Source organism: Streptococcus oralis, assembly GCF_023110435.1.
Lineage (GTDB): Bacteria > Bacillota > Bacilli > Lactobacillales > Streptococcaceae > Streptococcus > Streptococcus oralis_CF.
Genome location: NZ_JALDWB010000001.1, coordinates 720,472 through 747,211, shown reverse-complemented (window position 1 = coordinate 747,211; position 26,740 = coordinate 720,472). Strand labels below are relative to the sequence as shown.

Below are 26,740 nucleotides of genomic sequence, written 5' to 3'. Positions count from 1 at the left end.
TCTTAGCAAATACGGTACAATGGAGAAAATAAAGAAAAGAAGTGAGAATCATGTTACCAGCTTATATGAAAATCCACGATCAGATCAAGAAGGATATAGATGAGCATCATTGGAAAATCGGGGAGAGACTTCCAAGTGAGCGAGATTTAGCTGAACAGTTTCAAGTTAGCCGGATGACATTACGCCAAGCTATCTCTCTCTTGGTCGAGGAAGGAGTTTTGGAGCGTCGTGTAGGAAGTGGAACCTTTGTCTCTAGCACTCGTGTCCAAGAAAAAATGCGAGGAACAACCAGTTTTACGGAGATTGTTAAATCTCAAGGGAAGGTCCCTTCTAGCCAGCTCATTTCTTACAGAAGAACCATTCCAAATGAGCAAGAGGTCGCAAAGCTAGGGATTACTCCGACAGAGAATATTATCCGCATGGAACGGGTACGTTACGCTGACCAAGTTCCGCTAGTCTATGAAGTCGCATCCATTCCTGAGAAATTTATTAAGGATTTCAAAAAAGAAGAAATCACTAGTCATTTCTTCCAAACCTTGCAGCAACATGGCTACCGGATTGGCAAATCCCAACAGACCATTTATGCGAGATTGGCTAAGGAAAAGATTGCCCATTACTTAGAAGTCGAAAAAGGGCATGCGATTCTGGCATTGACTCAGGTTTCCTATCTCGATGATGGGACGGCTTTTGAATATGTTAAGAGTCAGTATGTGGGTGAACGTTTTGAATTTTATCTTGAAAATAACTAGTCTCAGCAGACTAGTTTTTCGTTTCTAAGAATATTAGAATTGTCAAAACAATCTGTCTAGACTTGATTTTATCCATTATTTACTATAAAATGGGAAGGAAAAACGTCAAACTTTTATATTGCAAATAGGAGAAAAAATGACAAAAACATTAAAACGTCCTGAGGTTTTATCACCTGCAGGGACTTTAGAGAAGCTAAAAGTAGCTGTTCAATATGGTGCGGACGCAGTCTTCATCGGTGGACAGGCCTATGGTCTTCGTAGCCGTGCAGGAAACTTTACCTTTGAACAGATGGAAGAAGGCGTGCAGTTCGCTGCTAAGTACGGTGCTAAGGTCTATGTGGCTGCCAACATGGTTATGCATGAAGGAAACGAAGCTGGTGCTGGAGAGTGGTTCCGTAAGTTACGTGATATCGGGATTGCGGCCGTAATCGTATCAGATCCAGCCTTGATCATGATTGCAGCAACAGAAGCACCAGGTCTTGAAATCCACCTCTCTACCCAAGCCAGTGCCACTAACTATGAAACTCTTGAGTTCTGGAAAGAACTTGGTCTAACTCGCGTGGTTCTGGCTCGTGAAGTTTCAATGGAAGAATTGGCAGAGATTCGTAAACGTACAGACGTTGAGATTGAGGCCTTTGTCCATGGAGCCATGTGTATTTCCTATTCAGGACGCTGTACGCTCTCAAACCACATGAGTATGCGTGATGCTAATCGTGGTGGTTGTTCTCAGTCTTGCCGTTGGAAATATGACCTCTACGATATGCCCTTTGGTCAAGAACGTAAGAGTCTTAAGGGTGAGATTCCAGAAGAATTTTCGATGTCTGCCGTTGATATGTCTATGATTGACCATATTCCAGATATGATTGAAAATGGTGTAGACAGTCTGAAGATTGAAGGTCGTATGAAGTCCATTCACTATGTTTCAACAGTAACAAACTGTTACAAGGCAGCTGTGGATGCTTATCTTGAAAGCCCTGAAAAGTTTGAGGCCATTAAGCAAGACTTGGTGGATGAGATGTGGAAGGTTGCCCAGCGTGAATTGGCAACAGGATTCTACTATGGTACGCCGTCTGAGAATGAGCAGTTATTTGGCGCTCGTCGTAAGATTCCTGAGTACAAGTTTGTCGCTGAAGTCGTTTCTTATGATGATGCGACCCAAACAGCAACCATTCGTCAACGGAACGTAATCAATGAAGGTGACCAAGTTGAGTTTTACGGACCAGGTTTCCGTCATTTTGAAACCTATATCGAAGATCTTCATGATTCTAAAGGCAATAAAATCGACCGCGCTCCAAATCCAATGGAACTCTTGACAATCAAGGTTCCACAACCTGTTCAGGCAGGCGACATGGTCCGTGCTCTCAAGGAAGGTCTTATCAATCTCTATAAGGAAGACGGGACAAGCGTTACAGTTCGTGCTTAGATAAGGAAAAGTGAATGATTCAAGCTCATGGTTTATTGGTAGATGACGAAAGCAGGTGTGTTCACTACCATAGTGTAAAGGATATCGTTTCCCTCCAGTGTTATGAATGCAGGAAATACTACGCTTGCTATCAGTGTCACAATGCTATGGAAACGCATTTGTTTTCTCCTTATCCCTTGAGGCTTTCCAAAGATCAACCGATTTTGTGTGGAGCTTGTAAGAGGACAATGACTTTTCAAGAATACCAAAAACAGGTAGCTTGTCCTTATTGCAGCGCTCCATTTAATCCAGGTTGTAAACAACATCATTCATTTTATTTTAAATAGACAAAAATAGATCCAAGTTTTTAAGCTTGGGTCTTTTATTTTGCTTCAGAAACCTTAGTAAAAATACGGAGTTTCTTATGGAAACCGGTTAAAAATTTCTATACAATCGTACTAAAAATAGTAAAATTAGAAATAAATTATCTGAAACGCTTTCAATGTTAGTAAAAAGTTGACAAAAACAAATTTTAGGACTAAACTAAGTAAGTAAATTTAAATAAAAAAGGAGAATTTATAATGAATTTAACATTTTTTGGTCTTTGTCTTGCCTGTATGGGTGTATCCCTTGCAGAAGGATTTTTGATGAACGGTTTGTTCAAATCAGCAGCTCGCCAACCAGACATCATTCCACAATTGCGTAGCTTGATGATCATGGGGATTGCCTTTATTGAAGGAACTTTCTTTGTAACTCTTGTCTTTTCATTTATCATCAAATAAAGAGAAGTATAAATTGGAAAAGGGAGGATTCTAGATGGAAGAAAGTATCAATCCAACCATCAATATTGGTCCTGTTACCTTTGATTTAACCTTGACAACCTTGACCTTGCTGTCAGTGGTCGTTATTTTTGGCTTTATCTATTGGGCAAGTCGTAATATGACTGTGAAACCCAAAGGAAAGCAAAATGTACTAGAGTATCTCTATGACTTCGTAGTCGGATTTACAGAACCTAATGTAGGCTCACGGTACATGAAAGATTACTCACTCTTTTACTTGTGTTTATTTCTTTTTATGGTAATCGCAAACAATCTTGGTTTGATGGCAAAACTTCAAACTACAGATGGGACAAACCTTTGGACATCGCCAACAGCCAATCTTCAATTTGACTTGGCCATGTCATTTGGAATTATCCTGATGACCCATATAGAAGGAATTCGTCGCCGAGGTGTTAAAAAGTATCTGAAAGGTTTTGTTACCCCAGGTTTTATGACACCGATGAATCTCCTTGAAGAAGTCACGAATTTCCTATCACTTGCTTTGCGGGTATTCGGAAATATCTTTGCCGGAGAAGTGATGGCTAGTTTGCTGATCACACTTTCTCATCAGGCTCTTTATTGGTATCCAGTCGCATTTGTTACCAATCTAGTCTGGACGGCGTTTTCTGTGTTTATTTCCTGTGTTCAGGCTTATGTATTCACAGTCTTGTCTTCTATGTATCTAGGAAATAAAATTAATGATGAAGAGTAGAAAGGAGTAACAGATGCACGTAACAATAGGTGAATTAATTGGTAACTTTATTTTAATCGCTGGCTCTTTTATCCTTTTGATTGTCTTAGTTAAGAAATATGCGTGGTCAAACTTGACAAGTGTCTTCGAAGAAAGGGCAAATAAAATTGCTGCTGATATTGATGGAGCTGAACAAGCTCGTCAAAAAGCAGAAACTCTTGCCCAAAAACGTGAAGATGAATTGGCTGGTAGTCGCAACGAAGCCAAAACAATCATTGAAAATGCTAAAGAGACTGCCGAGAAGAGTAAAGCAGGTATTCTGGCAGATGCTAAAGTAGAAGCAGGTCGCTTAAAAGAGAAGGCGAATCAAGAAATCGCTCAGAATAAAGCTGAAGCTTTGCAAAGTGTTAAGGGAGAGGTGGCAGATTTGACAATTACTCTAGCTGGTAAAATCATCTCAAAAAACCTTGACAGTCATGCTCATAAGGAACTCATTGATCAGTATATCGATCAGCTAGGAGAAGCCTAATGGACAAGAAAACAGCAAAGGTAATTGAAAAATACAGCATGCCTTTTGTCCAATTAGTGATTGAAAAAGGAGAAGAGAACCGGATTTTTTCAGACTTGGATCAAATCAAGCAAGTCGCAGAAGAAACGGGCTTACCTTCTTTTTTAGCTCAGGTGGCGGTTGATGAGTCTGATAAGGAAAAAACAGTTGGTTTTTTTCAAGACTCTGTCACACCTTTAATGCAAAACTTTATTCAGGTTCTGATTTACAATCACAGAGCAAATCTTTTTTATGATATCATTGTTGATTGTTTGAATCGTCTTGAGAAAGAAACCAATCATTTTGTAGTCACGATTTCTTCAGCCCATCCTTTAACAGACGAACAGAAGGAACGTTTGCTTCCCTTGATAGAGAAAAAAATGTCTCTGAAAGTACGGAGTATCAAAGAACAAATTGATGAAGGACTCATTGGTGGTTTTGTCATTTTTGCTAATCACAAGACAATTGATGTGAGTATTAAACAACAACTTCGAGTTGTTAAAGAAAATTTGAAATAGAAAGTGGTGTTCTTTTGGCAATTAACGCACAAGAAATCAGCGCTTTAATTAAGCAACAAATTGAAAATTTCAAACCCAATTTTGATGTGTCTGAAACAGGTGTTGTAACCTATATCGGGGACGGTATTGCTCGTGCTCACGGTCTTGAAAATGCCATGAGTGGAGAGTTGTTGATTTTTGAAAACGGCTCTTATGGTATGGCGCAAAACTTGGAGTCAACAGATGTTGGTATTATCATCCTAGGTGACTTTACAGATATCCGTGAAGGCGATACAATCCGCCGTACAGGTAAAATCATGGAAGTCCCTGTAGGTGAGAGTCTGATTGGTCGTGTTGTGGACCCACTTGGTCGTCCAGTTGACGGTCTTGGAGAAATCCACACTGATAAAACTCGTCCAGTAGAAGCGCCAGCTCCAGGTGTTATGGAGCGTAAGTCTGTTTCAGAACCATTGCAAACAGGTTTGAAAGCTATTGATGCCCTTGTTCCGATTGGTCGTGGTCAACGTGAGTTGATTATCGGTGACCGTCAGACAGGGAAAACAACCATCGCTATTGATGCTATTTTGAACCAAAAAGGTCAAGATATGATCTGTATCTATGTAGCGATTGGACAAAAAGAGTCAACTGTTCGTACGCAAGTTGAAACACTTCGTCAGTACGGTGCCTTGGACTACACAATCGTTGTGACAGCTTCTGCTTCACAACCTTCTCCATTGCTCTTCCTAGCTCCTTATGCTGGGGTTGCTATGGCAGAAGAGTTTATGTACCAAGGGAAGCATGTTTTGATCGTTTATGATGATCTTTCAAAACAAGCGGTCGCTTATCGTGAACTTTCCCTCTTGCTTCGTCGTCCACCAGGTCGTGAAGCCTTCCCTGGGGATGTTTTCTACCTTCATAGCCGTTTGCTTGAGCGTTCAGCTAAGGTTTCTGATGAACTTGGTGGTGGTTCAATCACAGCTCTACCATTTATCGAGACACAAGCAGGAGATATCTCTGCTTATATCGCAACTAACGTGATTTCAATCACAGATGGTCAAATCTTCCTTGGCGATGGTCTCTTCAATGCGGGTATTCGTCCAGCTATCGATGCGGGTTCATCTGTATCTCGTGTAGGTGGTTCTGCACAAATCAAAGCTATGAAGAAGGTTGCTGGTACACTTCGTATCGACCTTGCTTCATATCGTGAGTTGGAAGCCTTCACTAAGTTTGGTTCTGATTTGGATGCGGCTACTCAAGCTAAGTTAAATCGTGGACGTCGTACCGTTGAAGTTCTGAAACAACCAGTTCATAAACCATTACCTGTTGAGAAACAAGTAACCATTCTTTATGCTTTGACACATGGTTTCTTGGATACGATTCCTGTAGATGACATTGTTCGTTTTGAGGAAGAGTTTCATGATTTCTTTGATGCACAACATCCAGAGATTTTGGAAACTATTCGTGAAACAAAAGACTTGCCAGAAGAAGCAGTCTTGGATGCTGCGATTACAGAGTTTCTCAATCAATCCAGCTTCCAATAAGAATAGAGGTGTCAAATGGCAGTATCTCTAAATGATATTAAAACAAAAATCGCCTCAACAAAAAATACTAGTCAAATCACCAATGCCATGCAAATGGTATCGGCTGCCAAGTTAGGTCGCTCTGAAGAAGCAGCACGCAACTTTCAAGTTTATGCTCAGAAGGTTCGTAAGCTTTTGACGGATATTCTGCATGGTAACGGATCTGGTGGTTCTACCAATCCGATGCTCATTAGTCGCCCAGTTAAGAAAACAGGCTATATCGTTATTACTTCAGACCGTGGCTTGGTTGGAGGTTATAATGCTTCCATCCTTAAAGCTGTGATGGAGTTGAAAGAAGAATACCATCCAGATGGTACAGGTTTTGAGATAATCTGTATTGGTGGTATGGGAGCTGACTTTTTCAAGGCTCGTGGCATTCAGCCAATCTATGAATTGCGTGGCTTGGCCGACCAACCAAGTTTTGATGAAGTTCGTAAAATTATTTCAAAAACGATTGAAATGTACCAAAATGAACTTTTTGATGAATTATACGTCTGCTACAACCATCATGTCAATACTCTCACAAGTCAAATGCGTGTGGAACAAATGCTTCCGATTGTTGACTTGGATCCAAATGAAGCGGATGAAGAGTATAGCTTGACCTTTGAGTTGGAAACGAGCCGTGATGAGATTCTAGAGCAATTGTTGCCACAGTATGCTGAAAGTATGATTTACGGGGCTATTATCGATGCCAAGACAGCTGAGAATGCTGCAGGTATGACAGCCATGCAAACGGCGACTGATAATGCTAAGAAAGTCATCAATGATTTGACAATCCAGTATAACCGTGCCAGACAGGCGGCGATTACACAAGAAATTACAGAAATTGTAGCGGGGGCTAGTGCCTTAGAATAAGGCTTTGCCTCCCTCATATCAAAATGAACTTAGGCCCTAGGTGAACTAGGAACCGACAGTATCTTATATAGAATAGGAGAAGGAGATGAGTTCAGGTAAAATTGCTCAGGTTATCGGACCCGTTGTAGACGTTTTGTTTGCAGCTGGGGAACCACTTCCTGAGATTAACAATGCACTTGTCGTCTACAAAAATGACGAAAGAAAAACAAAAATCGTCCTTGAAGTAGCCTTGGAGTTGGGTGATGGTATGGTCCGTACGATCGCCATGGAATCAACAGATGGTTTGACTCGTGGAATGGAAGTTTTGGACACAGGTCGTCCAATCTCTGTACCAGTGGGTAAAGAAACTTTGGGACGCGTCTTCAACGTTTTGGGAGATACCATCGACTTGGATGCTCCTTTCGCTGAAGACGCTGAGCGTCAGCCAATTCATAAGAAAGCTCCAACTTTTGATGAATTGTCTACCTCATCTGAAATCTTGGAAACAGGGATCAAGGTTATCGACCTTCTTGCCCCTTACCTAAAAGGTGGTAAAGTTGGACTCTTTGGTGGTGCCGGAGTTGGTAAAACCGTCTTGATTCAAGAATTGATTCACAATATTGCCCAAGAACACGGTGGTATTTCAGTATTTACTGGTGTTGGGGAACGTACTCGTGAAGGGAACGACCTTTACTGGGAAATGAAAGAATCAGGCGTTATCGAGAAAACAGCCATGGTATTTGGTCAGATGAATGAGCCACCAGGAGCACGTATGCGTGTTGCCCTTACTGGTTTGACAATCGCCGAGTACTTCCGTGATGTAGAAGGTCAAGACGTTCTTCTCTTCATTGACAACATTTTCCGTTTCACACAAGCTGGTTCAGAAGTATCTGCCCTTTTGGGTCGTATGCCATCAGCCGTTGGTTACCAACCAACACTTGCTACGGAAATGGGTCAATTGCAAGAACGTATCACATCAACCAAGAAGGGTTCTGTAACCTCTATTCAGGCCATCTACGTGCCAGCGGATGACTATACTGACCCAGCGCCAGCGACAGCCTTCGCTCACTTGGATTCAACTACAAACTTGGAACGTAAGTTGGTACAATTGGGGATTTACCCAGCCGTTGATCCGTTGGCTTCAAGCTCTCGTGCCTTGGCACCTGAGATTGTCGGAGAAGAGCACTATGCAGTTGCTGCTGAAGTCAAACGTGTCCTTCAACGTTACCATGAATTGCAAGATATCATTGCTATCCTTGGTATGGATGAGTTGTCAGATGAAGAAAAGACCTTAGTTGCACGTGCTCGTCGTATCCAGTTCTTCTTGTCACAAAACTTCAACGTTGCGGAGCAATTTACTGGCCAACCTGGTTCTTATGTACCAGTAGCAGAAACAGTTCGTGGTTTCAAGGAAATCCTTGATGGTAAACATGACCACTTGCCAGAAGATGCCTTCCGTGGAGTTGGTTCAATCGAAGACGTCATTGCTAAGGCAGAGAAAATGGGATTTTAAGAGGTGATCTATGGCTCAGTTAACTGTCCAGATCGTGACACCAGATGGCCTCGTCTATGATCACCATGCCAGCTTTGTATCGGTACGAACTCTGGATGGTGAGATGGGGATCTTGCCACGACATGAAAATATGATTGCGGTTTTAGCGGTTGATGAAGTAAAGGTAAAACGAATCGATGATGATACTCATGTGAACTGGATTGCAGTGAACGGAGGGATTATCGAGATTGCCAATGACATCATTACCATCGTAGCAGACTCAGCAGAACGCGCTCGTGATATCGATATCAGTCGTGCAGAACGTGCGAAACTTCGCGCCGAACGTGAAATTGAAGAAGCTCAAGACAAGCACTTAATTGACCAAGAACGACGCGCTAAGATTGCTCTTCAACGTGCCATTAACCGTATTAATGTCGGAAATAAACTATAATCAAAAAATGAACTTGAATCTCAAGTTCATTTTTTGATTATCTTAGTTCGCAAAGTGGATGCAGACTGCTTCTGGGACATGGAAGTCGTTAGAAAGCTCCGCAAGACGCCCACTTTCAGGATTACGCTTAAAGACGGTTGCGTTATCAGAATCTTGATGAACAGCAATGAGAAACTCTTGATCAGGAGTTAGGTCGAAATCACGTGGATTTTGTCCATGTGTTGGTACTATCTCTAATAATTCCAGACTGCCATCAGCGAGGATTGTATAGACGGCAATGGAATCATGACCTCGGTTGGATGCATAGAGGTATTTGCCATCTTTTGAAAGACGAATGGCAGCAGTAGCATTAAAGCCTTCGTATCCATCTGGTAAGGTTGAAATAACTTGCATGCGTTCAAATTCACCAACCCCATCATAAATCAAGACCTCTATCGTGCTATTCAGTTCGCAGATGAGATAGGCAATCTTATAGTGGTGGTGGAAAACGATGTGGCGAGCACCTGCTCCAGCTTGGCTGTGATAAGTGTAGAGTTTACTTAGTTTTCCTTCTGGACTAACATCGTAGGTCGTTACTTCATCTGTACCTAGATCACATGTGACGAGATACTGGTCAGGTGTTAGATCCGTAAAGTGTACATGTGGAGAAGTTTGGTTTTCATGAGGACCTTGTCCGCTATGCTGATCTAGATCTGTTTGGATGAGGCTACCATCCGCTTGACGTTTATAAACCAGAACTTGACCTTTATGATAGTTGGCTCCGTAAACGAGATTACGCTTTTCATCCACTGCCACATAGCAATGGGGAGCGCCTTCTTCAACCACATGATTTAGCAAAGCGCCATCTGTCTTGTAAGCAGCGATTCCACCCAAGCCATCCTGGCTCCCTACGGTATATAAGTGTTGCTGTTGGTCAAAGGCAAGGTAGGTCGGACTTGGTTCAGCAGCAAAGAGTTCAAGATTTGCAAGCTGGCCTGTTTCTGTATCAAAATCTGCCTTGTAAATCCCTTTAGATGAGCGACGAGTATAAGTTCCAAAATAAACAGTTTCTTTCATGTCCATACCTCTTAATAATGATAAGTTCATTATACCACAAAATGACAGTCAGGAAGTGTTCGTTTAATCTATGTAAGCACTTTAATAAGAGTTATTTTAGATTAAAAATGGTATAATGAAATAATGACAGAAAGGATGTATTTATGGAACATAAAGAGAAACATTTTAGCCTATCTTGGTTTTTTAAATGGTTTTTAGATAACAAAGCCATCACTGTATTTTTAGTAACCTTGTTACTGGGGCTAAACATTTTCATTCTAAGTAAGATTAGTTTTATCTTTTTACCTTTTTTGGATTTTCTAGGAGTTGTGATGTTGCCAGTTATTTTATCTGGTTTACTTTATTACCTCCTCAGTCCGATTGTGGACTGGATGGAGAAACACAAGATCAATCGTGTCCTTGCCATTAGTATTGTTTTTGTCATTATTGGACTCTTTATCATTTGGGGTCTGGCAGTCGCTATTCCAAATTTCCAACGCCAAGTCTTAAATTTTGCAAAGAATGTGCCGACTTATCTTAAGGATGCTGATATGGTTATCAATGACCTTGTAACCAAACGCTTGCCAGATGATTTTAGACCGCAGTTGGAGCAGGTTCTTGCAAATGTTTCTACAGAAGCAACGATATGGGCCAGCAAAATTTCTTCTCAAGCCGTTAACTGGGTCAGCGCCTTTATCAGTAGTGTTTCCCAGGTCATTGTAGCGGTTATTATCGTACCATTCATGCTCTTTTATCTCTTGCGCGATGGAAAAGGTCTACGAGACTATTTGACTAAATTCATCCCAAATAAGTTAAAAGAACCTGTCGGACAAGTTTTGTCAGATGTTAATAAACAGTTGTCAAACTATGTTAGAGGACAGGTTACAGTTGCTATTATCGTGGCAATTATGTTTATTATCTTCTTTAAGATTATTGGTCTCAGATATGCTGTGACTCTGGGGATAACGGCTGGTATCCTCAATCTAGTACCTTATCTAGGTAGTTTTCTAGCGATGTTGCCTGCTTTGGTTTTGGGCTTGATTGCAGGACCTATCATGCTATTGAAAGTTGTCATTGTCTTTATCGTAGAACAAACGATTGAAGGTCGCTTCGTATCACCTCTTATTTTAGGTAGTCAGCTCAATATTCATCCGATCAATGTCCTCTTTGTTCTCCTAACTTCAGGTTCTATGTTTGGTATTTGGGGAGTCTTGCTGGGAATTCCTGTCTATGCTTCTGCCAAGGTCGTTATCTCTGCTATCTTTAACTGGTACAAAAAAGTCAGCGGTCTGTATGAAGAAGAAGGGGAGGAAATCAAGAGTGAACAATAGTCAACGCATGCTCCAGGCTTTGGATGAACAGGATTTAACCAAGGCGGATCAGTATTTTCACAAAGCTCTTGAAACAGATTCAAGTGAAGTTCTTTACGAACTAGCAAGCTATCTAGAGGGAATTGGATTTTATCCTCAAGCAAAAGAAATTTACCAAAATATCATTACAGAATTTCCAGAAGTGAACCTGAACTTAGCCAGCATTGCTAGCGAGGATGGCAATGCTGAGGAAGCCTTTGCTTACCTTGAGGAAATCACACCTGAAAGTGACTGGTATGTATCGGCTTTGGCCTTGAAGGCCGACCTCTATCAGTTGGAAGGATTGACAGATGTAGCACGTGAAAAGTTACTGGAAGCCTTAAACTACTCAGATGAACCGTTATTAATTTTTGGTTTGGCTGAGTTGGATAGTGAGTTAGGAAACTATCAGGAAGCCATTCAGGGATATGCTCAATTAGACAGTCGCTCCATCTATGAACAAACGGGTGTCTCAACCTATCAGCGAATCGGCTACGCTTATGCCCAGTTAGGCAAGTTTGAAGCTGCTACAGAGTTTTTAGAAAAAGCCTTGGAACTAGAATACGATGACCAAACTGCCTTTGAACTGGCTAGTCTTTACTTTGACCAAGAAGAGTATCAAAAATCAACTCTCTACTTTAAGCAGATTGATACCATTTCGCCAGATTTTGAAGGATATGAGTATGGTTATAGTCAAGCCTTGCACAAGGAACATCAGATAGAAGAAGCTCTCCGTATCGCTAAACAGGGGTTGGAGAAAAATCCATTTGAAACTCGTCTCTTACTAGCTGCTTCTCAGTTCTCGTATGAATTACATGATCCTAGCGGTGCGGAGGACTTTCTCATTACTGCAAAAGAAGATGCAGAGGATACAGAAGAAATATTCCTTCGCCTTGCAACCATTTATATGGAACAAGAGCGGTTTGAGGATATTATCTCTCTCCGAAGTCAAGAACCTGAAAACGTCCTGACCAAGTGGATGATTGCACGTTCTTACCAGGAAATCGAGGATTTAGATAAGGCTTATGAGCTCTATCAAGAACTGTCGTCTGACCTCAAGGACAATCCAGAGTTTCTGGAGCAATATACTTATCTCTTGCGTGAATTGGGGTATTTTGAAGAAGCTAAGACTCAAGCAGAGGCATATTTAAAACTGATTCCAGATGATGTTCAGATGCAAGAACTGCTAGAAACACTTTAAAAATATCCTATAAAGCAAAACTGTATCTAGTCATTTTGATGGATACGGTTTTTTATTTTCAAAAAGAAACAGAATTTTTTTGCAATAACCCTTGCTAAATTGTTTATTTATGCTATAATAGGAACAATTATTTTTAGGAGGTGCAGTATGTCTTATTTGTTTGAGATATTACCGAGTTTATTGAGCGGTGCAAGCATGACTTTACAGGTTTTTGTACTGGTCTTGATTTTTTCTATTCCCTTGGGCGTTTTGATTGCCTTTGCCTTGCAAGTCCATTGGAAACTCCTCCATTATCTGATCAACATTTATATCTGGATCATGCGGGGAACACCTTTGCTCTTGCAATTGATCTTTATCTATTATGTACTCCCAAATATTGGGATTCGTTTGGATCGCCTTCCTGCGGCAATTATTGCCTTTGTTTTGAATTATGCAGCTTACTTTGCTGAAATCTTCCGTGGGGGGATTGATACCATTCCTAAGGGGCAATATGAGGCTGCTAAGGTCTTGAAGTTTAGCCCTTTTGCCACAGTGCGCTATATTATCTTACCACAGGTGACCAAAATTGTTCTTCCTAGTGTATTTAATGAAGTCATGAGTTTGGTCAAGGATACTTCTTTGGTCTATGCCTTAGGTATTTCAGATTTGATTTTGGCTAGTCGTACAGCAGCCAACCGTGATGCTAGTCTGATTCCTATGTTCTTGGCAGGAGCAATTTACTTGATTTTGATTGGTATTGTGACTATCCTTGCCAAAAAAGTTGAGAAGAAGTACAGTTACTATAGATAGGAGGATTGCTATGTTAGAATTACGAAATATCAACAAGGCCTTTGGTGGCAAACAATTCTTAACCAATTTCAGCCTATCAATTCCTGAAAAGCAAATCCTGGCAATCGTAGGTCCATCAGGAGGCGGAAAAACAACCTTGTTGCGTATGTTAGCTGGACTGGAAACTATCGATTCTGGAGAAATCTACTATAACGGTGAATCTCTAGCTTTAGACGAACTAGAAAAGCGCAATCTACTAGGATTTGTCTTCCAAGATTTTCAACTTTTCCCTCATTTATCAGTTCTGGACAATTTGACCCTATCGCCTGTGAAAACTATGGGAATGAAGCAGGAAGAGGCTGAGAAGAAGGCGCGTGGACTCTTGGAACAGTTAGGACTAGCAGGGCACGCAGATGCTTATCCCTTCTCACTATCAGGTGGACAAAAGCAGCGGGTGGCTTTGGCGCGTGCTATGATGATTGATCCAGAAATCATTGGCTACGATGAACCAACTTCTGCTCTGGATCCAGAATTGCGCTTGGAAGTGGAAAAACTTATCCTTCAAAATAAAGAGCGTGGGATGACCCAGATTGTTGTGACCCACGATTTACAATTTGCTGAAAATATTGCAGATGTATTATTAAAAGTAGAGCCTAAATAGGAGGAAAAATGATGAAAAAATTGATGCTTGTATTAGTCAGTCTAATGACTGCTTTGTTCTTAGTAGCTTGTGGGAAAAATTCTAGTGAAACTAGTGGAGATAATTGGTCTAAGTACGAGTCTAACAAGTCTATTACTATTGGGTTTGATAGTACTTTTGTTCCAATGGGATTTGCTCAGAAAGATGGTTCCTATGCAGGATTTGATATTGATTTAGCTACAGCTGTTTTTGAAAAATACGGAATTACGGTAAATTGGCAACCGATTGATTGGGATTTGAAAGAAGCTGAATTGACAAAAGGAACGATTGATCTGATTTGGAATGGCTATTCCGCGACAGACGAACGTCGTGAAAAGGTAGCATTCAGTAACTCATATATGAAGAATGAGCAGGTATTGGTTACTAAGAAATCGTCAGGTATCACGACTGCAAAAGATATGACTGGAAAGACTTTGGGAGCTCAAGCTGGTTCATCTGGTTATGCGGACTTTGAAGGAAAGCCAGCGATTTTGAAGGATATTGTCGCTAATAATGAAGCGAATCAATACCAAACTTTTAATGAAGCCTTGATTGATTTGAAAAACGATCGAATTGACGGCCTATTGATTGATCGTGTCTATGCAAACTATTATTTAGAAGCAGAAGGCGTTTTAAACGATTATAATGTCTTTACAGTTGGACTAGAAACAGAAGCTTTTGCAGTTGGAGCACGTAAGGAAGATACAACTCTGGTTAATAAGATAAATGAAGGATTTTCTAGTCTTTACAAGGATGGTAAGTTCCAAGAAATTAGTCAAAAATGGTTTGGGGAAGATGTAGCCACCAGTCAAGTTAAAAATCAAGAATAAGAAAAGAGATTGAGTTTTTCCTCAGTCTCTTTTTGTATCGAAAAATCCTCTGGCAAGTACCAGAGGATAAGAGTTTATTTCATTGTTGGGAAAAGCAATACGTCACGGATAGTAGTTGTATCTGTGAGGAGCATGCAGAGACGGTCGATACCGATTCCCAAACCACCTGTTGGTGGCATACCATATTCAAGGGCTTCGATGTAGTCGTAATCGATACCTGTTGCTTCATCATCACCAAGTTCTTTGGCTTTCGCTTGGGCTTCAAAACGGCTAAGCTGATCGATTGGGTCGTTCAACTCGGTAAAGGCATTACCATATTCCTTGGTCATAATGAAGAGCTCGAAACGGTCAGTAAAGCGTTCGTCTTCAGGATTTTTCTTAGCGAGCGGTGAGACAGCTACTGGATGACCATAGACAAAGGTTGGTTGGATCAAGGTTTCTTCAACGTACTCTTCAAAGAAAGCGTTGATGATGTGACCAACTTCAGTGTAGTGTTTTTCAACTGGAACTTTCTTCTCAGCAGCGATAGCTTTGGCTTCTTCGAAAGTCATATCTTGCCAGAAATCAACACCAGTAATTTCCTTGATCGCATCTACCATGTGAACACGTTTAAACGGTTCATTGATCTTAATTTCAGTTCCTTGATAGTTTACTGGGCCATCACCTTTGACTGATTTAGCAGCGTGCTGGATAATACCCTCCGTCAAGTCCATGATATCTTGGAAGTCTGCATAAGCTTGGTAAACCTCGATTGAAGTGAATTCAGGGTTATGAGTGGCGTCCATTCCTTCGTTACGGAAGATACGGCCAATTTCATAGACACGTTCCATACCACCAACGATAAGGCGTTTCAAGTGAAGCTCAGTTGCAATACGAAGCACCATGTCAATGTTTTGGGCATTGTGGTGAGTGATAAATGGACGAGCAGCAGCACCACCGGCTTCGTTGTGAAGGACAGGTGTTTCCACTTCAAGGAAACCTTTTTGGTCAAGGTAACGACGGATTTCAGAGATGATTTTTGAACGAGTGACAAAACGTTCAAAGCTTTCACGGTTAGAAATTAAGTCAAGGTAACGTTTACGATAGATGGTTTCAACGTCTGTCAAACCGTGGAATTTCTCAGGAAGAGGACGAAGCGCTTTAGACAAGTGCGTGATGTGTGTGGCTTTGATAGAGAGCTCTCCCATATCGGTGCGCATGACTTCACCTTCGACACCGAGGAAGTCTCCTAGGTCAGCCTTTTTGAAGATTTCGTAGTTTTCTTCACCGACTTCGTCTTTACGAACGTAAATCTGGATTTGACCTTCACGATCTTGGAGATGGGCAAAGCCGACTTTTCCTTTACCACGTTTAGTTACCAAGCGTCCTGCAATTGTAGCATTTTCGTTTAATTCATGTAATTGTTCTTTATCGAGTTCTGCAAATTTCTCTTTAAGCTCTTGTGAGTTAGCAGTACGTTCAAAACGTTTTCCGAAGGGATCGATTCCTTGTTCACGGAGCGCAGCCATTTTTTCACGGCGAACGATCTGCTGGTCATTTAGTTCTTCCATATGTTCTGTAGACATGGGTTCCTCCTAATTTTACTCAAAATTTGATACGATGAGTCATTTTTTACGATACTCCCATTTTATCATAAATAGCAGAGAAATTCACGGATATTCTTTGAAAACTAAAAAGAACTTGACCATTGGGATCAAGTTCCATTATTTTTCTTGATAGGAAGTGTCATTCCATCTTTCCAGAGTGAAGGTTTCAAAATCATTAGTCTCTAAAACTGTCAGACTAGCATTGGCCAAGCCTCCATCTTTGCGGAGGTGAGCCTCTTTATAGCCTAAAAGTGTTCGAAGGCTAGCAGTCAGATTTGCACCATGACCGACGATTAGAATGTTTTCAGCCGGACTTTCTTTCAGAGATTTGATAAATTGAATAGTACGCTGGGTCGTAGAGTAGAGGGATTCCGCTTCAAACATCCTTGTATCAAACTGAGCCAGATTGGAGCGAAAGGCCTTGATTTGTTGTGGATAGATGGCATTGAGCGTTGCGATTTTTAAACCTTCAAGTTTTCCAAGTTGCCATTCGCGCAGGTCAGGAATACTTTCTAAAGGACAGGGTGTCTGGAGTTGACTTTGGATAATTTCAGCAGATTTGACCGCTCTGGGTAAATCACTTGAATATATCTTATCAAAAGGTATATCCTTAAGATACTGCCCCAGTTGTTTTAGGGTGTCAATGGATTCTGGAAGAAGGGGTGAGTCGCCACTAGCACCTTGAAAGCGACCTTCAAGATTCCAGAGGGTACGACCATGACGGACAAAATAGAGTTTCATTACTTACTTTCCTCCAAGATATCAGCAAAATCCGCTTTTACAAAGCTGGCCAAGTCTCGAGGGCGTACGATGATACTATGTCCGACTTCCCCAGCAGAGACGATCATTTGGTCCAAATCCAAAGCAGTCTTATCAATAAAAATTGGATAATTGTGTTTTTGGCGAATGCCGACGGGGTTATTAGCCCCATGAATATAGCCTGTCGTTTTTTCCAGGTCTTTTTGAGGAATCATGCTTACTTTTTTATTGCCAGAAACCTTTGCTAGTTTTTTCTCAGCGAGGTGTTCTGTTAAGGGAACAATTCCAATAATCGGTCCTGTCTTGTCTCCCAAAAGAGCCAAGGTTTTAAAGATATGAGTTCGATCATATTCCGAAGGTAGTTCACCCTCAAGCGCGTTGATTTGAATGCCTGTGTGTTCAATACCCGCCTTGGTCAAGATTTGTTCGACCAAGGTTTTTTTAATCTTGACTTTCTTTGCCATTATTTATACTTATCCTCCAATTGACTCATCCAGATACCAAGCCAAATACCAAGTGCAAAGAAGAAGGCAATGAGAACATAGCTCACGATGGAAAGTCCAGTGTATTGGATACTTTCAGCATTTCCAGCATTTGGAATCAAAATTAAGAGGGTGCTTGATAGAACAATCCCAATGATAAAGTGATATACACGAGAGTGGTAGTTGTTTAAGGCATGGTCCATTAATTTTGAAAAGATAATGAGGGTTGCTCCTGCACCTATACCGATAGGAAGGAAGGTTCCAAATAAATCAAAGGTTTTAAAACCAGTTAGCATAGGAGCGTACAGTCCCAAAATCAAGAGTAGATTTGACGGACTTAAACCAGGCACCAAGACACCAAGAGCTAAAAGAACACCTGCCAAGATGAAGTTTGCAAAACTTGCACTAAGCGACCCTACAACAAAATTGAGTGCGTAAAGACCCAGCCCAGAAATGATAAAGGTAGCCCAGAACCAGACTAGGTCAATCTTGTCCCGATCAGATTCTCGAGTAGATTCTTTAAGGAGGCTAGGAACTGTACCGATGATAGCTCCCGCAAAGCTCCACAAAACATAGACTTGGTAATTTTCTAGCAAATACTCGATCGGATAGGAAAATAAACCAATCCCAAGCAACATCCCGATAGCTACTGGGATAAAGTAAAGGACATTCTCTTTAAAATCTTTAAAGGGGTGAGCCAGAAAGCCAATCATTCGCTCGTAAATACCCAAAATAGCTGCTAAAACACCGCCAGAAATTCCCGGTAGGATAAATCCTAATGCGATGACGATTCCTTTAATAACTCGTGCAATCCATGAAAACATAATAAGATCCTCAATTTCATAAAATTCTTTCTCTATGCTATCAATTATAACACAGACGGGGAGAAAATGAAAAAACAAGTGAAAAAGTTTGTTATTTTCACTTGTTTTATGGTCTCAAAAATAATTTTCGGAAGGTTTCTTCCTTCTCTTTAGCAGTAGAAATCAAATTGATGTCCAAATGATGTTCAAATCCTGCAATTCTTCCTTTAGATGTGTACTGGTGGAGATCGTAGTCCAGATCAGTATTTGGTTTCGTTTCAAAATAACCAGAGTCCGTTCCATAGGAAGGGATCCAAATAGCAGTGAACTTTTCTGTATTGATACTATGCTCTTGCATGAAGTAAACTCCAACGTAGATGCCGATGTTTTTAGCGCCGAGAGCTGCCAGTTTGGCGCGAAAGGCCTCAACACCTTCATTCATATCAGACATTGTTTTTTCTTCAACATCTAACCAGTAGTAGCTAGGATTGTAGGGAGAAGCAGCATTATAGAAAACTTCAGCAGCCTTCTCCATATCTTCTTTACTTTTTCCAGCTACATAGGCATAAACCCCCACAGGGACATTCCGTTTTTGGAATTCTGATATGTGATTTTTATAAGCTTTATCGACACCATTGATAAAGGCAGCATCATTTGCTTCAGTATGCTGAGCCCCATTGTGCACGCGAACGATAACACCAGAAATGTTTTGAGATAAGGTGTCGTAGTTAATCTCCTCAGGTCTTTGCCAACCAGAGACGTCGATAATGGGTTTGTCAAGATTATGCAAGGCTTGTGTTTCAACTTGAAGAGCATTTGGTTTTGTTTTGATAGGATGATCCTCAAAACTTGGTCTATTGAGGAGTAAAATCGCTATGAAAATTCCAAATAAACTAAAAATAATAGCTGGATGAATTTTTTTTCTCATACTTATTTAGTTTATCGTAAAAATTTAAAAAAATCAAAGGAAACAGTCTAGAAATGTAGAGAAGTAGGGGAGATTTTCAGGAAAGCACCTGTTTGTTTGCTCTTTAAAAGTAAAATTATGGTATAATATAAGGGAATTTTTACAGAAAAGAGAATAGTATGTCAAATTATGCCATTATTTTAGCAGCGGGTAAGGGTACTCGCATGAAATCAGATCTTCCTAAGGTACTTCATAAAGTAGCAGGAATTTCGATGTTGGAACACGTTTTTCGTAGTGTTGGTGCTATTCAACCTGAAAAAACAGTTACCGTAGTGGGACACAAGGCCGAGTTGGTTGAGCAAGTCTTGGCTGGTCAGACAGACTTTGTTACCCAGTCAGAACAACTGGGCACAGGGCATGCTGTCATGATGGCAGAGCCAATCCTCCAGAATTGCTCTGGTCACACCTTGGTTATCGCTGGGGATACACCTCTAATTACAGGTGAAAGTTTGAAAAATCTCTTGGATTTCCATATCAATCACAAAAATGTGGCGACTATTTTAACGGCTGAAGCGGCAGATCCTTTTGGGTATGGTCGAATTGTCCGCAACGATAATGCTGAAGTTCTTCGCATTGTCGAGCAAAAGGATGCGACTGATTTTGAAAAACAAATCAAGGAAATCAATACAGGAACTTACGTATTTGACAATGAACGTCTTTTTGAAGCTCTCAAAAGCATCAACACTAACAATGCTCAAGGTGAGTACTATATTACCGATGTGATTGGTATCTTCCGTAATGCGGGTGAGAAGGTTGGAGCCTATACTCTGAAAAACTTTGATGAAAGTCTTGGGGTAAACGACCGTGTAGCTCTTGCGACTGCGGAAGCAGTGATGCGTCGCCGTATCAATCACGCTCACATGGTTAATGGTGTTAGCTTTGTCAATCCTGAAGCAACTTACATCGATATTGATGTTGAGATTGCTCCTGAAGTCCAAATCGAAGCCAACGTTACCTTGAAGGGTCAAACGAAGATTGGGGCAGAGACTGTTTTAACAAATGGAACTTATATTGTGAATAGTACTATTGGAGCTGGAGCTGTGATTACGAATTCTATGATTGAGGAAAGTAGTGTGGCGGACGGCGTGACTGTCGGTCCTTATGCCCACATTCGTCCAGGTTCAAGCCTAGCTTCCCAAGTTCATATTGGAAACTTCGTAGAAGTAAAAGGATCTTCTATCGGTGAAAATACCAAGGCTGGTCATTTGACCTATATTGGAAACTGTGAAGTAGGTAGCCATGTTAACTTCGGTGCAGGTACGATTACAGTAAACTATGACGGGAAAAACAAGTACAAGACTGTGATTGGAAACAATGTCTTTGTTGGTTCAAATTCAACTATCATCGCCCCTGTAGAACTTGGGGATAATTCTCTCGTTGGTGCTGGTTCAACCATTACTAAGAATGTTCCTGCTGATGCCATTGCGATTGGTCGTGGACGACAAGTAAACAAAGATGAGTACGCAACACGCTTGCCTCATCATCCGAAGAACCAGTAGGAGTCTGTCATGGAATTTGAAGAAAAAACGATTAGCCGGAAGGAAATCTATCAAGGTCCCATCTTTAAACTGGTGCAAGATCAGGTAGAACTGCCAGAAGGCAAAGGTACTGCCCAACGTGACTTGATTTTTCATAATGGAGCTGTTTGTGTTCTAGCTGTGACAGCCGAGGATAAAATTATCCTCGTTAAGCAATACCGAAAGGCTATTGAGGCTGTCTCTTATGAGATTCCTGCCGGTAAACTGGAAACTGGTGAAAATGCTGATCCAATGGCAGCGGCACTTCGTGAATTGGAAGAAGAAGTTGCCTACACTGGTAAGTTAGAACTGTTGTACGATTTCTATTCTGCGATTGGATTTTGTAATGAAAAACTAAAACTCTACCTTGCTAGTGATTTGGTCAAGGTGGAAAATCCTCGCCCACAAGATGATGATGAAACCTTGGAAGTCTTAGAAGTAAGTCTAGAGGAAGCCAAGAACCTGATCCAGTCAGGTCATATCTGTGATGCCAAGACCATTATGGCGATTCAGCACTGGGAACTACAAAAGAAATAGAGGAGAAACCCATGGGAAAACCTTTATTAACAGATGAGATGATTGAACGTGCCAACCGCGGTGAGAAAATATCAGGGCCACCTCTTCAAGATGATGAGGAAACAAAGATCCTACCAACGTCTTCACAACATTTTGGTTATTCACGTTCTAGAGACCACGGTTTTAGTCAAGATACACTTACAATCGAAGTAGAGCCAACGATTCATAAGAGCCGCCGCATTGAGAACACTAAGAGAAATGTCTTCAACTCAAAACTCAACCGAGTCTTGTTTGTGGTGATTTTACTTTTGATTTTGCTTGTTTTGGCAATGAAACTCTTGTAATTGAAAGGAAATGAAATGAAAATTGGAATCATTGCTGCCATGCCAGAAGAGCTTGTATATCTGACTCAGAATTTGGACAAAGCTCAAGAAGTTCAGGTCTTAGGAAATACCTACTATACTGGCACTATTGGCAAGACAGAAGTTGTTCTAGTTCAGAGTGGGATTGGGAAGGTCATGTCAGCTATGAGTGTAGCTGTTCTTACTGACCATTTTCAAGTAGAAGCCATCATCAATACAGGATCTGCAGGAGCTCTTGCAGAAGGGATTGCAGTTGGTGATGTAGTGATTGCGGATAAACTGGCTTATCATGATGTGGATGTGACTGCTTTTGGCTATGCTTATGGTCAGATGGCTGGTCAACCCCTCTACTTTGAATCAGATAAGAACTTTATCGCTAGGATTCAAGAAAGTTTATCTCAATTAGAACAGACTTGGCATCTAGGCTTGATTGCTACAGGGGACAGTTTTATAGCTGGAGATGATAAGATTGCTAGTATCAAGTCCCACTTTCCAGATGTTTTAGCAGTGGAGATGGAAGGAGCAGCCATTGCTCAGGCAGCTCAGGCTCTTGACCTACCTTTCCTAGTTATTCGCGCTATGAGTGACAATGCCAATCACGAAGCCTCTATCTCATTTGATGAGTTTATCATTGAAGCTGGACTTCGTTCTGCCCAAGTTTTACTAGCCTTTTTAAAGGCCTTGGATTAAGCCAAAATTTGACAGTTTTTCTTGCTTATGATAAGATTTAAATAAAGAAAAGCTAGAAAACGTTTCAGAGGATATTATGAGTATTGAAATGACCGTCAGCGAGATTGCAGAGGTCTTAGGACTATCTCGTCAGGCAATCAACAATCGTGTCAAAGAACTTCCCGAAGAAGACACGAAAAAAAATGACAAAGGTGTAACAGTAGTTACTCGAAGTGGCTTGATCAAGCTAGAAGAAATCTACAAAAAAACGATTTTTGAAGATGAACCAGTCAGTGATGATGTCAAACAACGTGAACTGATGGAAATCTTGGTCGATGAGAAAAATGCTGAAATTCTTCGATTGTATGAGCAACTCAAGGCCAAAGACCAGCAGTTAGCAGAAAAAGATGAGCAGATGCGCATCAAAGATCGCCAGATTGCTGAAAAGGACAAACAATTGGACCAACAGCAACAATTAACTCTTCAAGCTATGAAGGATCAAGAAAGCTTGAAACTCGAGTTGGACCAAGCAAAAGAAGAAGTCCAAGCAACCAAAAAAGGCTTTTTTGCTCGCCTATTTGGAGGAAAATAAAGAAGCTGTTTGGGTTATTCACTAACCTAATAGCTTCTTTTCTTATTTATAGTTTAAATTGAGTCGGAATTGAGGTAAAAGATGGAAAAATTAAGAGACTATATCGCCTTTGACTTAGAATTCAATCAACACGAAGGGGTTACCCATTTAATTCAGGTATCAGCAGTTCGTTTTCAAGATGGTCATGAAATAGATGCCTTTGATTCTTATGTCCATACCAGCGTGCCTTTAAAGAGTTTTATCAATGGTTTGACAGGAATTACAGCTGAAACCTTGAAAGATGCGCCAAAAGTAGAGCAAGTTTTAAAATACTTTCAGGGATTTGTTGGCAACTTACCCATTGTTGGCTACAATGCAGCCAAGAGTGATTTGCCTATTCTCATGGAGCATGGCTTGGACTATCGTGACCAGTATAAGGTCGACCTATATGATGAGGCTTTTGAACGTCGTAGTTCCGACCTACACGGCATAGCTAATCTCAAACTGCAAACCGTTGCGAATTTTTTAGGCTTTAAAGGTCAATCGCATAATAGTTTAGAAGATGCCCGTATGACAGCGCGTGTTTATGAAGCCTTTCTGGAGTCTGACGAAGGAAAACTATTATTAGAAGAACAGAGTAATCTATCCATGAATCCTTTTGGTGGGCTAGACTTATCTCAATTTCTAGACTAGGAGTGCTTATGAAACCTGAAAAACCTAAAAAACTAGGTTTTAGGAAAATTTACCTCAACCTAGATAAAGTTCTCTTCCTCTTTTTCTTAATTTTCATGATGGTGGAATATCTGTGGCTACCTCTCAATTCTTGGCTTGCTGGTCTTTTACTCAGCCAGACGGGCTATTTGTTTATTTCTTACAATAATATTTTTGCCATTATCACGAGTTCTCCTTTAATCAGTCTGGCCTTTCTTGTCTTGATTGTAATCAATCTTTTGGTGGCCTATTTCCAGATTTGCCTCCTCTTTATTGGGGCGCGTCACCTTCTCTACCACGAAAAGAGAACCTTGATTGAGTACAGTCGCAAAGTTTTCCAACAAAGTTTTCTGTTTATGAAACGCTTGAGCTTCTGTAAGATGGCCTTTGTATTCTTTTACGTGGCCATGCTCTTTCCTTTTATCAGGAAAATTTTAAAAATTTATTACTTAAATAAAATCGTTATTCCAGACTTTATCGTGACTTATCTGGAAGACAAGCACTGGCTAGTAGGCTTGATGATTTTTGCATCTGCTTGGATTTTGCTCTATGTGTCTGTCCGACTCATGTTTGCCCTTCCGAAGATTCTCTTTGAAAAGAGGACTGTGAGAGAAGGAGTAAAATTTAGTCTGCAAAAGACAAAAAAACAAGTTCTCTTTTATGCTTGGAACTTGCTACTCATTATTATTAAAACCTATCTCTTTTTCTTCCTCCTCTTGACTCCCTTGCTAATAGGACAGATTGTAATTGACAATTTAACACAGAAAGAATCATTGATTCTTGGAGTTATCAACTTTGTCTTGATAAAAAATATCCACTATATGGCGTTGACCTATTTCCTTGTTAAGTTTGTCTCCTTTTTGACAGGTGAGGAACTGGAGATTATGCCAAGAAGAAAAAAAGATCATCTGATGAGATGGGGAGTCATGGGCTGCGCTAGTATCTTTTTTGCGCTGGAAGGTTATATCTATCTGGAAGCTCCTGTGACAAATACTCCTTTAGTCATTTCACATAGGGGTGTTTCAAATAAAAATGGTGTGCAAAACACTGTACAGTCTTTGGAAAAAACAGCGCAACTGAAACCAGATTTGATTGAAATGGATGTGCAGGAGACCAAAGATGGTCAGTTTGTGATGATGCATGATGCCAATCTTAAGAACTTAGCAGGTATCAATGTCAGACCTCAAGACTTGACTTTGGAGGAGTTGACAGAGTTAGATATTTCTGAAAATGGCTATCGAACCAAGATATCTAGTTTTGATGACTATCTCAATCGCGCGAATGAACTTCATCAAAGATTGTTGATTGAAATCAAAACCAGTAAAAAAGACAGTCCACAAATGATGGAACGTTTTCTAGAGAAGTATGGCTCTATTATCAAGCAGTATGGTCATCAGATGCAATCACTAGACTATCATGTGATTGACCAAGTTTTGAAATATGATTCGACTATTCCAGCTTATTTCATCTTGCCTTATAATAGTATTTTCCCAAAAACCAAGGCAACTGGCTATACCATGGAATATTCAACATTGGATGAATATTTTGTCACGAAACTTTGGTATACAGAACAAAAGCTTTACGTATGGACCATCAATAGCTCTGACGCACTTGATAAATCGTTGCAGTTGTCAGTGGATGGGATGATTACAGATGACACGGAGATGCTACAGGAGACTTTAGCAGCAGCTCAGGAAGATCCAGAATACACCGATCTCCTTTTGAAAAAAGCTACGGAGTTCTTTAATTTCTAACATAGAAAAAAAGGAGAAGTGAACCTTCCTCCTTTTTCTGTAGGTGATTAGAATGGTAATTTTCCAGCGAAAGCACCTAGTTTTTTCTTAGTCGTTTCGTCGATTTGTTCTAGAGCAGCGTTGATGGCTTGAACGGTCATATCAGACAAGGTTTCTAGATCTTCTGGATCTACAACTGCTGGACTGAAGTCAATACTAACAACTTTCTTATCTCCAGTTAAGGTCGCTTGGACAAGATCTTGAGCAGATTTTCCAACAAATTGCATAGCAGCGAGTTCTGCTTGACTTTGTTCCATTTGTTTTTGAAGTTTTTGTGCTTGGCGCATCATGTTTTGCATGTTCATCATAGCGATTTACAGTTTCCTTTTCTATTATTCTCCTAACCATTTTATCAATTTTAGGGATAAAAGTCTATTATTAGTTTAAAGCTAAATTTCAAGTTCAAGTTAGCCAGCAAGCAGTCTTCTCTGGGAGACTTGTAGTCCAAGCATTTTTTAGGATAGTTGTTGATCCAATTTTCGATGAAGGCGACTTCTTTAGGAGTCGTTTTCTTAGTACCTTTAGGCAACCATCTACGAATAAGCCTGTTGTGATTCTCATTGGTTCCCCTTTCTCAAGAGGCATAGGGGTGTGCATAGTAGATATGCTCCTTAGAAAATACATCAGACAAGCAGTGGAATTCGACTCCATTATCTGCCGTTATGGAAAGAATCTTGTATTGTCTTAAGATGAGTTTTAGAGCCCGATTGACCGACTCAGCGCTTTTATTTGGAATCAATCGGATGATTTGATGTCTGCTCCTTCGATCCGTCAAGACCAGTAGACAGTGGTTTTTCGCTCTTGTAAGTAGGACTGTATTAATCTCATAATGCCCATTCTCCAATCGAAGATTGATAGCCTTGGGACGCTGTTCGATGTATTTCCCAGCAGGTTTAAAGTTGGGACTAGCTTGTTTCTTGACAGTTTTTCCTTTTCTAGGATAAAGGAGGTTCTGTTTGTTCAATCCCAATTTTCCATGATGAATTCAGTAGTAGATGGTAGAAATTCCCACGTTAACTCCCTTAGCTTTGACTATCATTTTAGGGGATAACTTTTGATTATGATAGTGGAGAATCTTTAC

At 40.6% G+C, this 26,740-nt stretch carries 30 protein-coding genes and 1 pseudogene; 23 read left to right on the top strand and 8 right to left on the bottom strand.

The features are described from left to right. Window positions 1–50: 50 nt before the first annotated feature. From M1F97_RS03770 to M1F97_RS03720, 11 genes are all read left to right on the top strand, one after another. The gene (locus tag M1F97_RS03770; protein ID WP_084972290.1) at window positions 51–749 is read left to right on the top strand and encodes a GntR family transcriptional regulator; all 699 of its coding nucleotides are present in this window, start codon (window positions 51–53) and stop codon (window positions 747–749) included. A gap of 136 nt (window positions 750–885) precedes the next feature. Beyond that, entirely contained in the window at window positions 886–2,172 is a 1,287-nt protein-coding gene (locus M1F97_RS03765; RefSeq protein WP_000169099.1) for a peptidase U32 family protein, read from the top strand. A 14-nt stretch (window positions 2,173–2,186) separates the two neighbouring features. Next, window positions 2,187–2,498, top strand: a complete 312-nt coding sequence (locus M1F97_RS03760) for a CHY zinc finger protein (protein ID WP_125399419.1) — start codon at window positions 2,187–2,189, stop codon at window positions 2,496–2,498. 234 nt (window positions 2,499–2,732) lie between these two features. Continuing rightward, on the top strand, window positions 2,733–2,933 hold the full coding sequence (locus tag M1F97_RS03755) for a F0F1 ATP synthase subunit C (RefSeq protein WP_001054552.1): 201 nt from the start codon (window positions 2,733–2,735) through the stop codon (window positions 2,931–2,933). Window positions 2,934–2,967: 34 nt separating this feature from the next. Beyond that, on the top strand, window positions 2,968–3,681 hold the full coding sequence (gene atpB / locus M1F97_RS03750) for a F0F1 ATP synthase subunit A (RefSeq protein WP_169446012.1): 714 nt from the start codon (window positions 2,968–2,970) through the stop codon (window positions 3,679–3,681). A 13-nt stretch (window positions 3,682–3,694) separates the two neighbouring features. Then, window positions 3,695–4,189, top strand: coding sequence for a F0F1 ATP synthase subunit B (atpF, locus tag M1F97_RS03745; protein WP_247944238.1), 495 nt, complete (start codon window positions 3,695–3,697; stop codon window positions 4,187–4,189). Continuing rightward, the gene (locus tag M1F97_RS03740) at window positions 4,189–4,725 is read left to right on the top strand and encodes a F0F1 ATP synthase subunit delta (RefSeq protein ID WP_169446013.1); all 537 of its coding nucleotides are present in this window, start codon (window positions 4,189–4,191) and stop codon (window positions 4,723–4,725) included. Before atpF ends, M1F97_RS03740 begins: the two co-directional genes overlap by 1 nt. A gap of 14 nt (window positions 4,726–4,739) precedes the next feature. After that, on the top strand, window positions 4,740–6,245 hold the full coding sequence (atpA, locus tag M1F97_RS03735) for a F0F1 ATP synthase subunit alpha (RefSeq protein WP_169446014.1): 1,506 nt from the start codon (window positions 4,740–4,742) through the stop codon (window positions 6,243–6,245). A 15-nt stretch (window positions 6,246–6,260) separates the two neighbouring features. Further along, window positions 6,261–7,139 carry a F0F1 ATP synthase subunit gamma gene (locus M1F97_RS03730; protein WP_000301232.1) on the top strand — a complete coding sequence of 293 codons (879 nt, stop codon included), beginning with the start codon at window positions 6,261–6,263 and terminating at the stop codon, window positions 7,137–7,139. Window positions 7,140–7,224: 85 nt separating this feature from the next. Continuing rightward, window positions 7,225–8,631: a F0F1 ATP synthase subunit beta gene (gene atpD / locus M1F97_RS03725; protein ID WP_125395032.1), complete on the top strand. Its 1,407-nt coding sequence runs from the start codon at window positions 7,225–7,227 to the stop codon at window positions 8,629–8,631. Between the two features lie 10 nt (window positions 8,632–8,641). Beyond that, window positions 8,642–9,061, top strand: a complete 420-nt coding sequence (locus M1F97_RS03720) for a F0F1 ATP synthase subunit epsilon (RefSeq protein WP_000068036.1) — start codon at window positions 8,642–8,644, stop codon at window positions 9,059–9,061. A 42-nt stretch (window positions 9,062–9,103) separates the two neighbouring features. Here the strand turns inward: M1F97_RS03720 and M1F97_RS03715 are convergent, their stop codons facing one another. Beyond that, complete coding sequence (locus tag M1F97_RS03715; RefSeq protein ID WP_247944237.1) at window positions 9,104–10,117, bottom strand: lactonase family protein; 1,014 nt, start codon at window positions 10,115–10,117, stop codon at window positions 9,104–9,106. 143 nt (window positions 10,118–10,260) lie between these two features. Here M1F97_RS03715 and M1F97_RS03710 point away from each other — a divergent pair, with 143 nt between their 5' ends. The 5 genes from M1F97_RS03710 to M1F97_RS03690 all read left to right on the top strand — a co-directional run bounded on the left by M1F97_RS03710 (window position 10,261) and on the right by M1F97_RS03690 (window position 14,923). After that, complete coding sequence (locus tag M1F97_RS03710; RefSeq protein ID WP_247944236.1) at window positions 10,261–11,427, top strand: AI-2E family transporter; 1,167 nt, start codon at window positions 10,261–10,263, stop codon at window positions 11,425–11,427. Further along, on the top strand, window positions 11,417–12,646 hold the full coding sequence (locus M1F97_RS03705; RefSeq protein WP_247944235.1) for a tetratricopeptide repeat protein: 1,230 nt from the start codon (window positions 11,417–11,419) through the stop codon (window positions 12,644–12,646). Before M1F97_RS03710 ends, M1F97_RS03705 begins: the two co-directional genes overlap by 11 nt. A 147-nt stretch (window positions 12,647–12,793) precedes the next feature. Further along, window positions 12,794–13,435: an amino acid ABC transporter permease gene (locus M1F97_RS03700; protein ID WP_000120844.1), complete on the top strand. Its 642-nt coding sequence runs from the start codon at window positions 12,794–12,796 to the stop codon at window positions 13,433–13,435. Window positions 13,436–13,445: 10 nt separating this feature from the next. Then, a complete protein-coding gene (locus M1F97_RS03695) occupies window positions 13,446–14,075 on the top strand; it encodes an amino acid ABC transporter ATP-binding protein (protein ID WP_247944234.1) in 630 nt (209 codons plus the stop codon). Between the two features lie 11 nt (window positions 14,076–14,086). After that, a complete protein-coding gene (locus M1F97_RS03690; protein WP_247944233.1) occupies window positions 14,087–14,923 on the top strand; it encodes an amino acid ABC transporter substrate-binding protein in 837 nt (278 codons plus the stop codon). 74 nt (window positions 14,924–14,997) lie between these two features. On the opposite strand, the gene lysS is transcribed toward M1F97_RS03690, so the two are convergent. From lysS to M1F97_RS03665, 5 genes are all read right to left on the bottom strand, one after another. Next, window positions 14,998–16,488: a lysine--tRNA ligase gene (gene lysS, locus M1F97_RS03685; protein WP_247944232.1), complete on the bottom strand. Its 1,491-nt coding sequence runs from the start codon at window positions 16,486–16,488 to the stop codon at window positions 14,998–15,000. 138 nt (window positions 16,489–16,626) lie between these two features. Then, a complete protein-coding gene (locus tag M1F97_RS03680) occupies window positions 16,627–17,250 on the bottom strand; it encodes a histidine phosphatase family protein (RefSeq protein WP_247944231.1) in 624 nt (207 codons plus the stop codon). Further along, entirely contained in the window at window positions 17,250–17,732 is a 483-nt protein-coding gene (locus M1F97_RS03675) for an aminoacyl-tRNA deacylase (protein ID WP_247944230.1), read from the bottom strand. The genes M1F97_RS03680 and M1F97_RS03675 overlap by 1 nt, the downstream gene beginning before the upstream one ends. After that, a complete protein-coding gene (locus M1F97_RS03670) occupies window positions 17,732–18,574 on the bottom strand; it encodes a DUF368 domain-containing protein (RefSeq protein WP_247944229.1) in 843 nt (280 codons plus the stop codon). The genes M1F97_RS03675 and M1F97_RS03670 overlap by 1 nt, the downstream gene beginning before the upstream one ends. A gap of 106 nt (window positions 18,575–18,680) precedes the next feature. Further along, on the bottom strand, window positions 18,681–19,481 hold the full coding sequence (locus tag M1F97_RS03665; protein ID WP_125847364.1) for a glycoside hydrolase family 25 protein: 801 nt from the start codon (window positions 19,479–19,481) through the stop codon (window positions 18,681–18,683). A gap of 158 nt (window positions 19,482–19,639) precedes the next feature. Between M1F97_RS03665 and glmU the strand changes: the two genes are divergently transcribed. The 7 genes from glmU to M1F97_RS03630 all read left to right on the top strand — a co-directional run bounded on the left by glmU (window position 19,640) and on the right by M1F97_RS03630 (window position 25,620). Further along, window positions 19,640–21,019 (top strand): bifunctional UDP-N-acetylglucosamine diphosphorylase/glucosamine-1-phosphate N-acetyltransferase GlmU, encoded by a 1,380-nt coding sequence (gene glmU / locus M1F97_RS03660; RefSeq protein WP_247944228.1) that lies wholly within the window; start codon window positions 19,640–19,642, stop codon window positions 21,017–21,019. Between the two features lie 9 nt (window positions 21,020–21,028). Next, window positions 21,029–21,574, top strand: a complete 546-nt coding sequence (locus tag M1F97_RS03655; RefSeq protein ID WP_247944227.1) for an NUDIX hydrolase — start codon at window positions 21,029–21,031, stop codon at window positions 21,572–21,574. A gap of 11 nt (window positions 21,575–21,585) precedes the next feature. Then, the gene (gene macP, locus M1F97_RS03650) at window positions 21,586–21,897 is read left to right on the top strand and encodes a cell wall synthase accessory phosphoprotein MacP (RefSeq protein ID WP_125399434.1); all 312 of its coding nucleotides are present in this window, start codon (window positions 21,586–21,588) and stop codon (window positions 21,895–21,897) included. A gap of 15 nt (window positions 21,898–21,912) precedes the next feature. Continuing rightward, window positions 21,913–22,605: a 5'-methylthioadenosine/adenosylhomocysteine nucleosidase gene (locus M1F97_RS03645; protein WP_247944226.1), complete on the top strand. Its 693-nt coding sequence runs from the start codon at window positions 21,913–21,915 to the stop codon at window positions 22,603–22,605. 76 nt (window positions 22,606–22,681) lie between these two features. Then, window positions 22,682–23,176, top strand: coding sequence for a chromosome segregation protein RocS (rocS, locus tag M1F97_RS03640; protein WP_000021247.1), 495 nt, complete (start codon window positions 22,682–22,684; stop codon window positions 23,174–23,176). Between the two features lie 81 nt (window positions 23,177–23,257). Next, on the top strand, window positions 23,258–23,848 hold the full coding sequence (locus tag M1F97_RS03635) for a 3'-5' exonuclease (RefSeq protein ID WP_125448322.1): 591 nt from the start codon (window positions 23,258–23,260) through the stop codon (window positions 23,846–23,848). 8 nt (window positions 23,849–23,856) lie between these two features. Continuing rightward, window positions 23,857–25,620, top strand: coding sequence for a glycerophosphoryl diester phosphodiesterase membrane domain-containing protein (locus M1F97_RS03630; RefSeq protein WP_247944225.1), 1,764 nt, complete (start codon window positions 23,857–23,859; stop codon window positions 25,618–25,620). Window positions 25,621–25,667: 47 nt separating this feature from the next. On the opposite strand, the gene M1F97_RS03625 is transcribed toward M1F97_RS03630, so the two are convergent. Both M1F97_RS03625 and M1F97_RS03620 read right to left on the bottom strand, forming a co-directional pair. Next, the gene (locus M1F97_RS03625) at window positions 25,668–25,967 is read right to left on the bottom strand and encodes a YbaB/EbfC family nucleoid-associated protein (RefSeq protein ID WP_000981527.1); all 300 of its coding nucleotides are present in this window, start codon (window positions 25,965–25,967) and stop codon (window positions 25,668–25,670) included. Between the two features lie 50 nt (window positions 25,968–26,017). Beyond that, window positions 26,018–26,740: pseudogene (locus tag M1F97_RS03620) on the bottom strand (IS30 family transposase); the annotation flags it as partial.

Coding starts and splice junctions, on each gene's coding strand:
- M1F97_RS03770 (WP_084972290.1), top strand. CDS start 51: ATGTTACCAGCTTATATGAAAATCCACGATCAGATCAAGAAGGATATA.
- M1F97_RS03765 (WP_000169099.1), top strand. CDS start 886: ATGACAAAAACATTAAAACGTCCTGAGGTTTTATCACCTGCAGGGACT.
- M1F97_RS03760 (WP_125399419.1), top strand. CDS start 2,187: ATGATTCAAGCTCATGGTTTATTGGTAGATGACGAAAGCAGGTGTGTT.
- M1F97_RS03755 (WP_001054552.1), top strand. CDS start 2,733: ATGAATTTAACATTTTTTGGTCTTTGTCTTGCCTGTATGGGTGTATCC.
- atpB (WP_169446012.1), top strand. CDS start 2,968: ATGGAAGAAAGTATCAATCCAACCATCAATATTGGTCCTGTTACCTTT.
- atpF (WP_247944238.1), top strand. CDS start 3,695: ATGCACGTAACAATAGGTGAATTAATTGGTAACTTTATTTTAATCGCT.
- M1F97_RS03740 (WP_169446013.1), top strand. CDS start 4,189: ATGGACAAGAAAACAGCAAAGGTAATTGAAAAATACAGCATGCCTTTT.
- M1F97_RS03730 (WP_000301232.1), top strand. CDS start 6,261: ATGGCAGTATCTCTAAATGATATTAAAACAAAAATCGCCTCAACAAAA.
- atpD (WP_125395032.1), top strand. CDS start 7,225: ATGAGTTCAGGTAAAATTGCTCAGGTTATCGGACCCGTTGTAGACGTT.
- M1F97_RS03720 (WP_000068036.1), top strand. CDS start 8,642: ATGGCTCAGTTAACTGTCCAGATCGTGACACCAGATGGCCTCGTCTAT.
- M1F97_RS03715 (WP_247944237.1), bottom strand. CDS start 10,117: ATGAAAGAAACTGTTTATTTTGGAACTTATACTCGTCGCTCATCTAAA.
- M1F97_RS03710 (WP_247944236.1), top strand. CDS start 10,261: ATGGAACATAAAGAGAAACATTTTAGCCTATCTTGGTTTTTTAAATGG.
- M1F97_RS03700 (WP_000120844.1), top strand. CDS start 12,794: ATGTCTTATTTGTTTGAGATATTACCGAGTTTATTGAGCGGTGCAAGC.
- M1F97_RS03695 (WP_247944234.1), top strand. CDS start 13,446: ATGTTAGAATTACGAAATATCAACAAGGCCTTTGGTGGCAAACAATTC.
- M1F97_RS03690 (WP_247944233.1), top strand. CDS start 14,087: ATGAAAAAATTGATGCTTGTATTAGTCAGTCTAATGACTGCTTTGTTC.
- lysS (WP_247944232.1), bottom strand. CDS start 16,488: ATGTCTACAGAACATATGGAAGAACTAAATGACCAGCAGATCGTTCGC.
- M1F97_RS03680 (WP_247944231.1), bottom strand. CDS start 17,250: ATGAAACTCTATTTTGTCCGTCATGGTCGTACCCTCTGGAATCTTGAA.
- M1F97_RS03675 (WP_247944230.1), bottom strand. CDS start 17,732: ATGGCAAAGAAAGTCAAGATTAAAAAAACCTTGGTCGAACAAATCTTG.
- M1F97_RS03670 (WP_247944229.1), bottom strand. CDS start 18,574: ATGTTTTCATGGATTGCACGAGTTATTAAAGGAATCGTCATCGCATTA.
- M1F97_RS03665 (WP_125847364.1), bottom strand. CDS start 19,481: ATGAGAAAAAAAATTCATCCAGCTATTATTTTTAGTTTATTTGGAATT.
- glmU (WP_247944228.1), top strand. CDS start 19,640: ATGTCAAATTATGCCATTATTTTAGCAGCGGGTAAGGGTACTCGCATG.
- M1F97_RS03655 (WP_247944227.1), top strand. CDS start 21,029: ATGGAATTTGAAGAAAAAACGATTAGCCGGAAGGAAATCTATCAAGGT.
- macP (WP_125399434.1), top strand. CDS start 21,586: ATGGGAAAACCTTTATTAACAGATGAGATGATTGAACGTGCCAACCGC.
- M1F97_RS03645 (WP_247944226.1), top strand. CDS start 21,913: ATGAAAATTGGAATCATTGCTGCCATGCCAGAAGAGCTTGTATATCTG.
- rocS (WP_000021247.1), top strand. CDS start 22,682: ATGAGTATTGAAATGACCGTCAGCGAGATTGCAGAGGTCTTAGGACTA.
- M1F97_RS03635 (WP_125448322.1), top strand. CDS start 23,258: ATGGAAAAATTAAGAGACTATATCGCCTTTGACTTAGAATTCAATCAA.
- M1F97_RS03630 (WP_247944225.1), top strand. CDS start 23,857: ATGAAACCTGAAAAACCTAAAAAACTAGGTTTTAGGAAAATTTACCTC.
- M1F97_RS03625 (WP_000981527.1), bottom strand. CDS start 25,967: ATGATGAACATGCAAAACATGATGCGCCAAGCACAAAAACTTCAAAAA.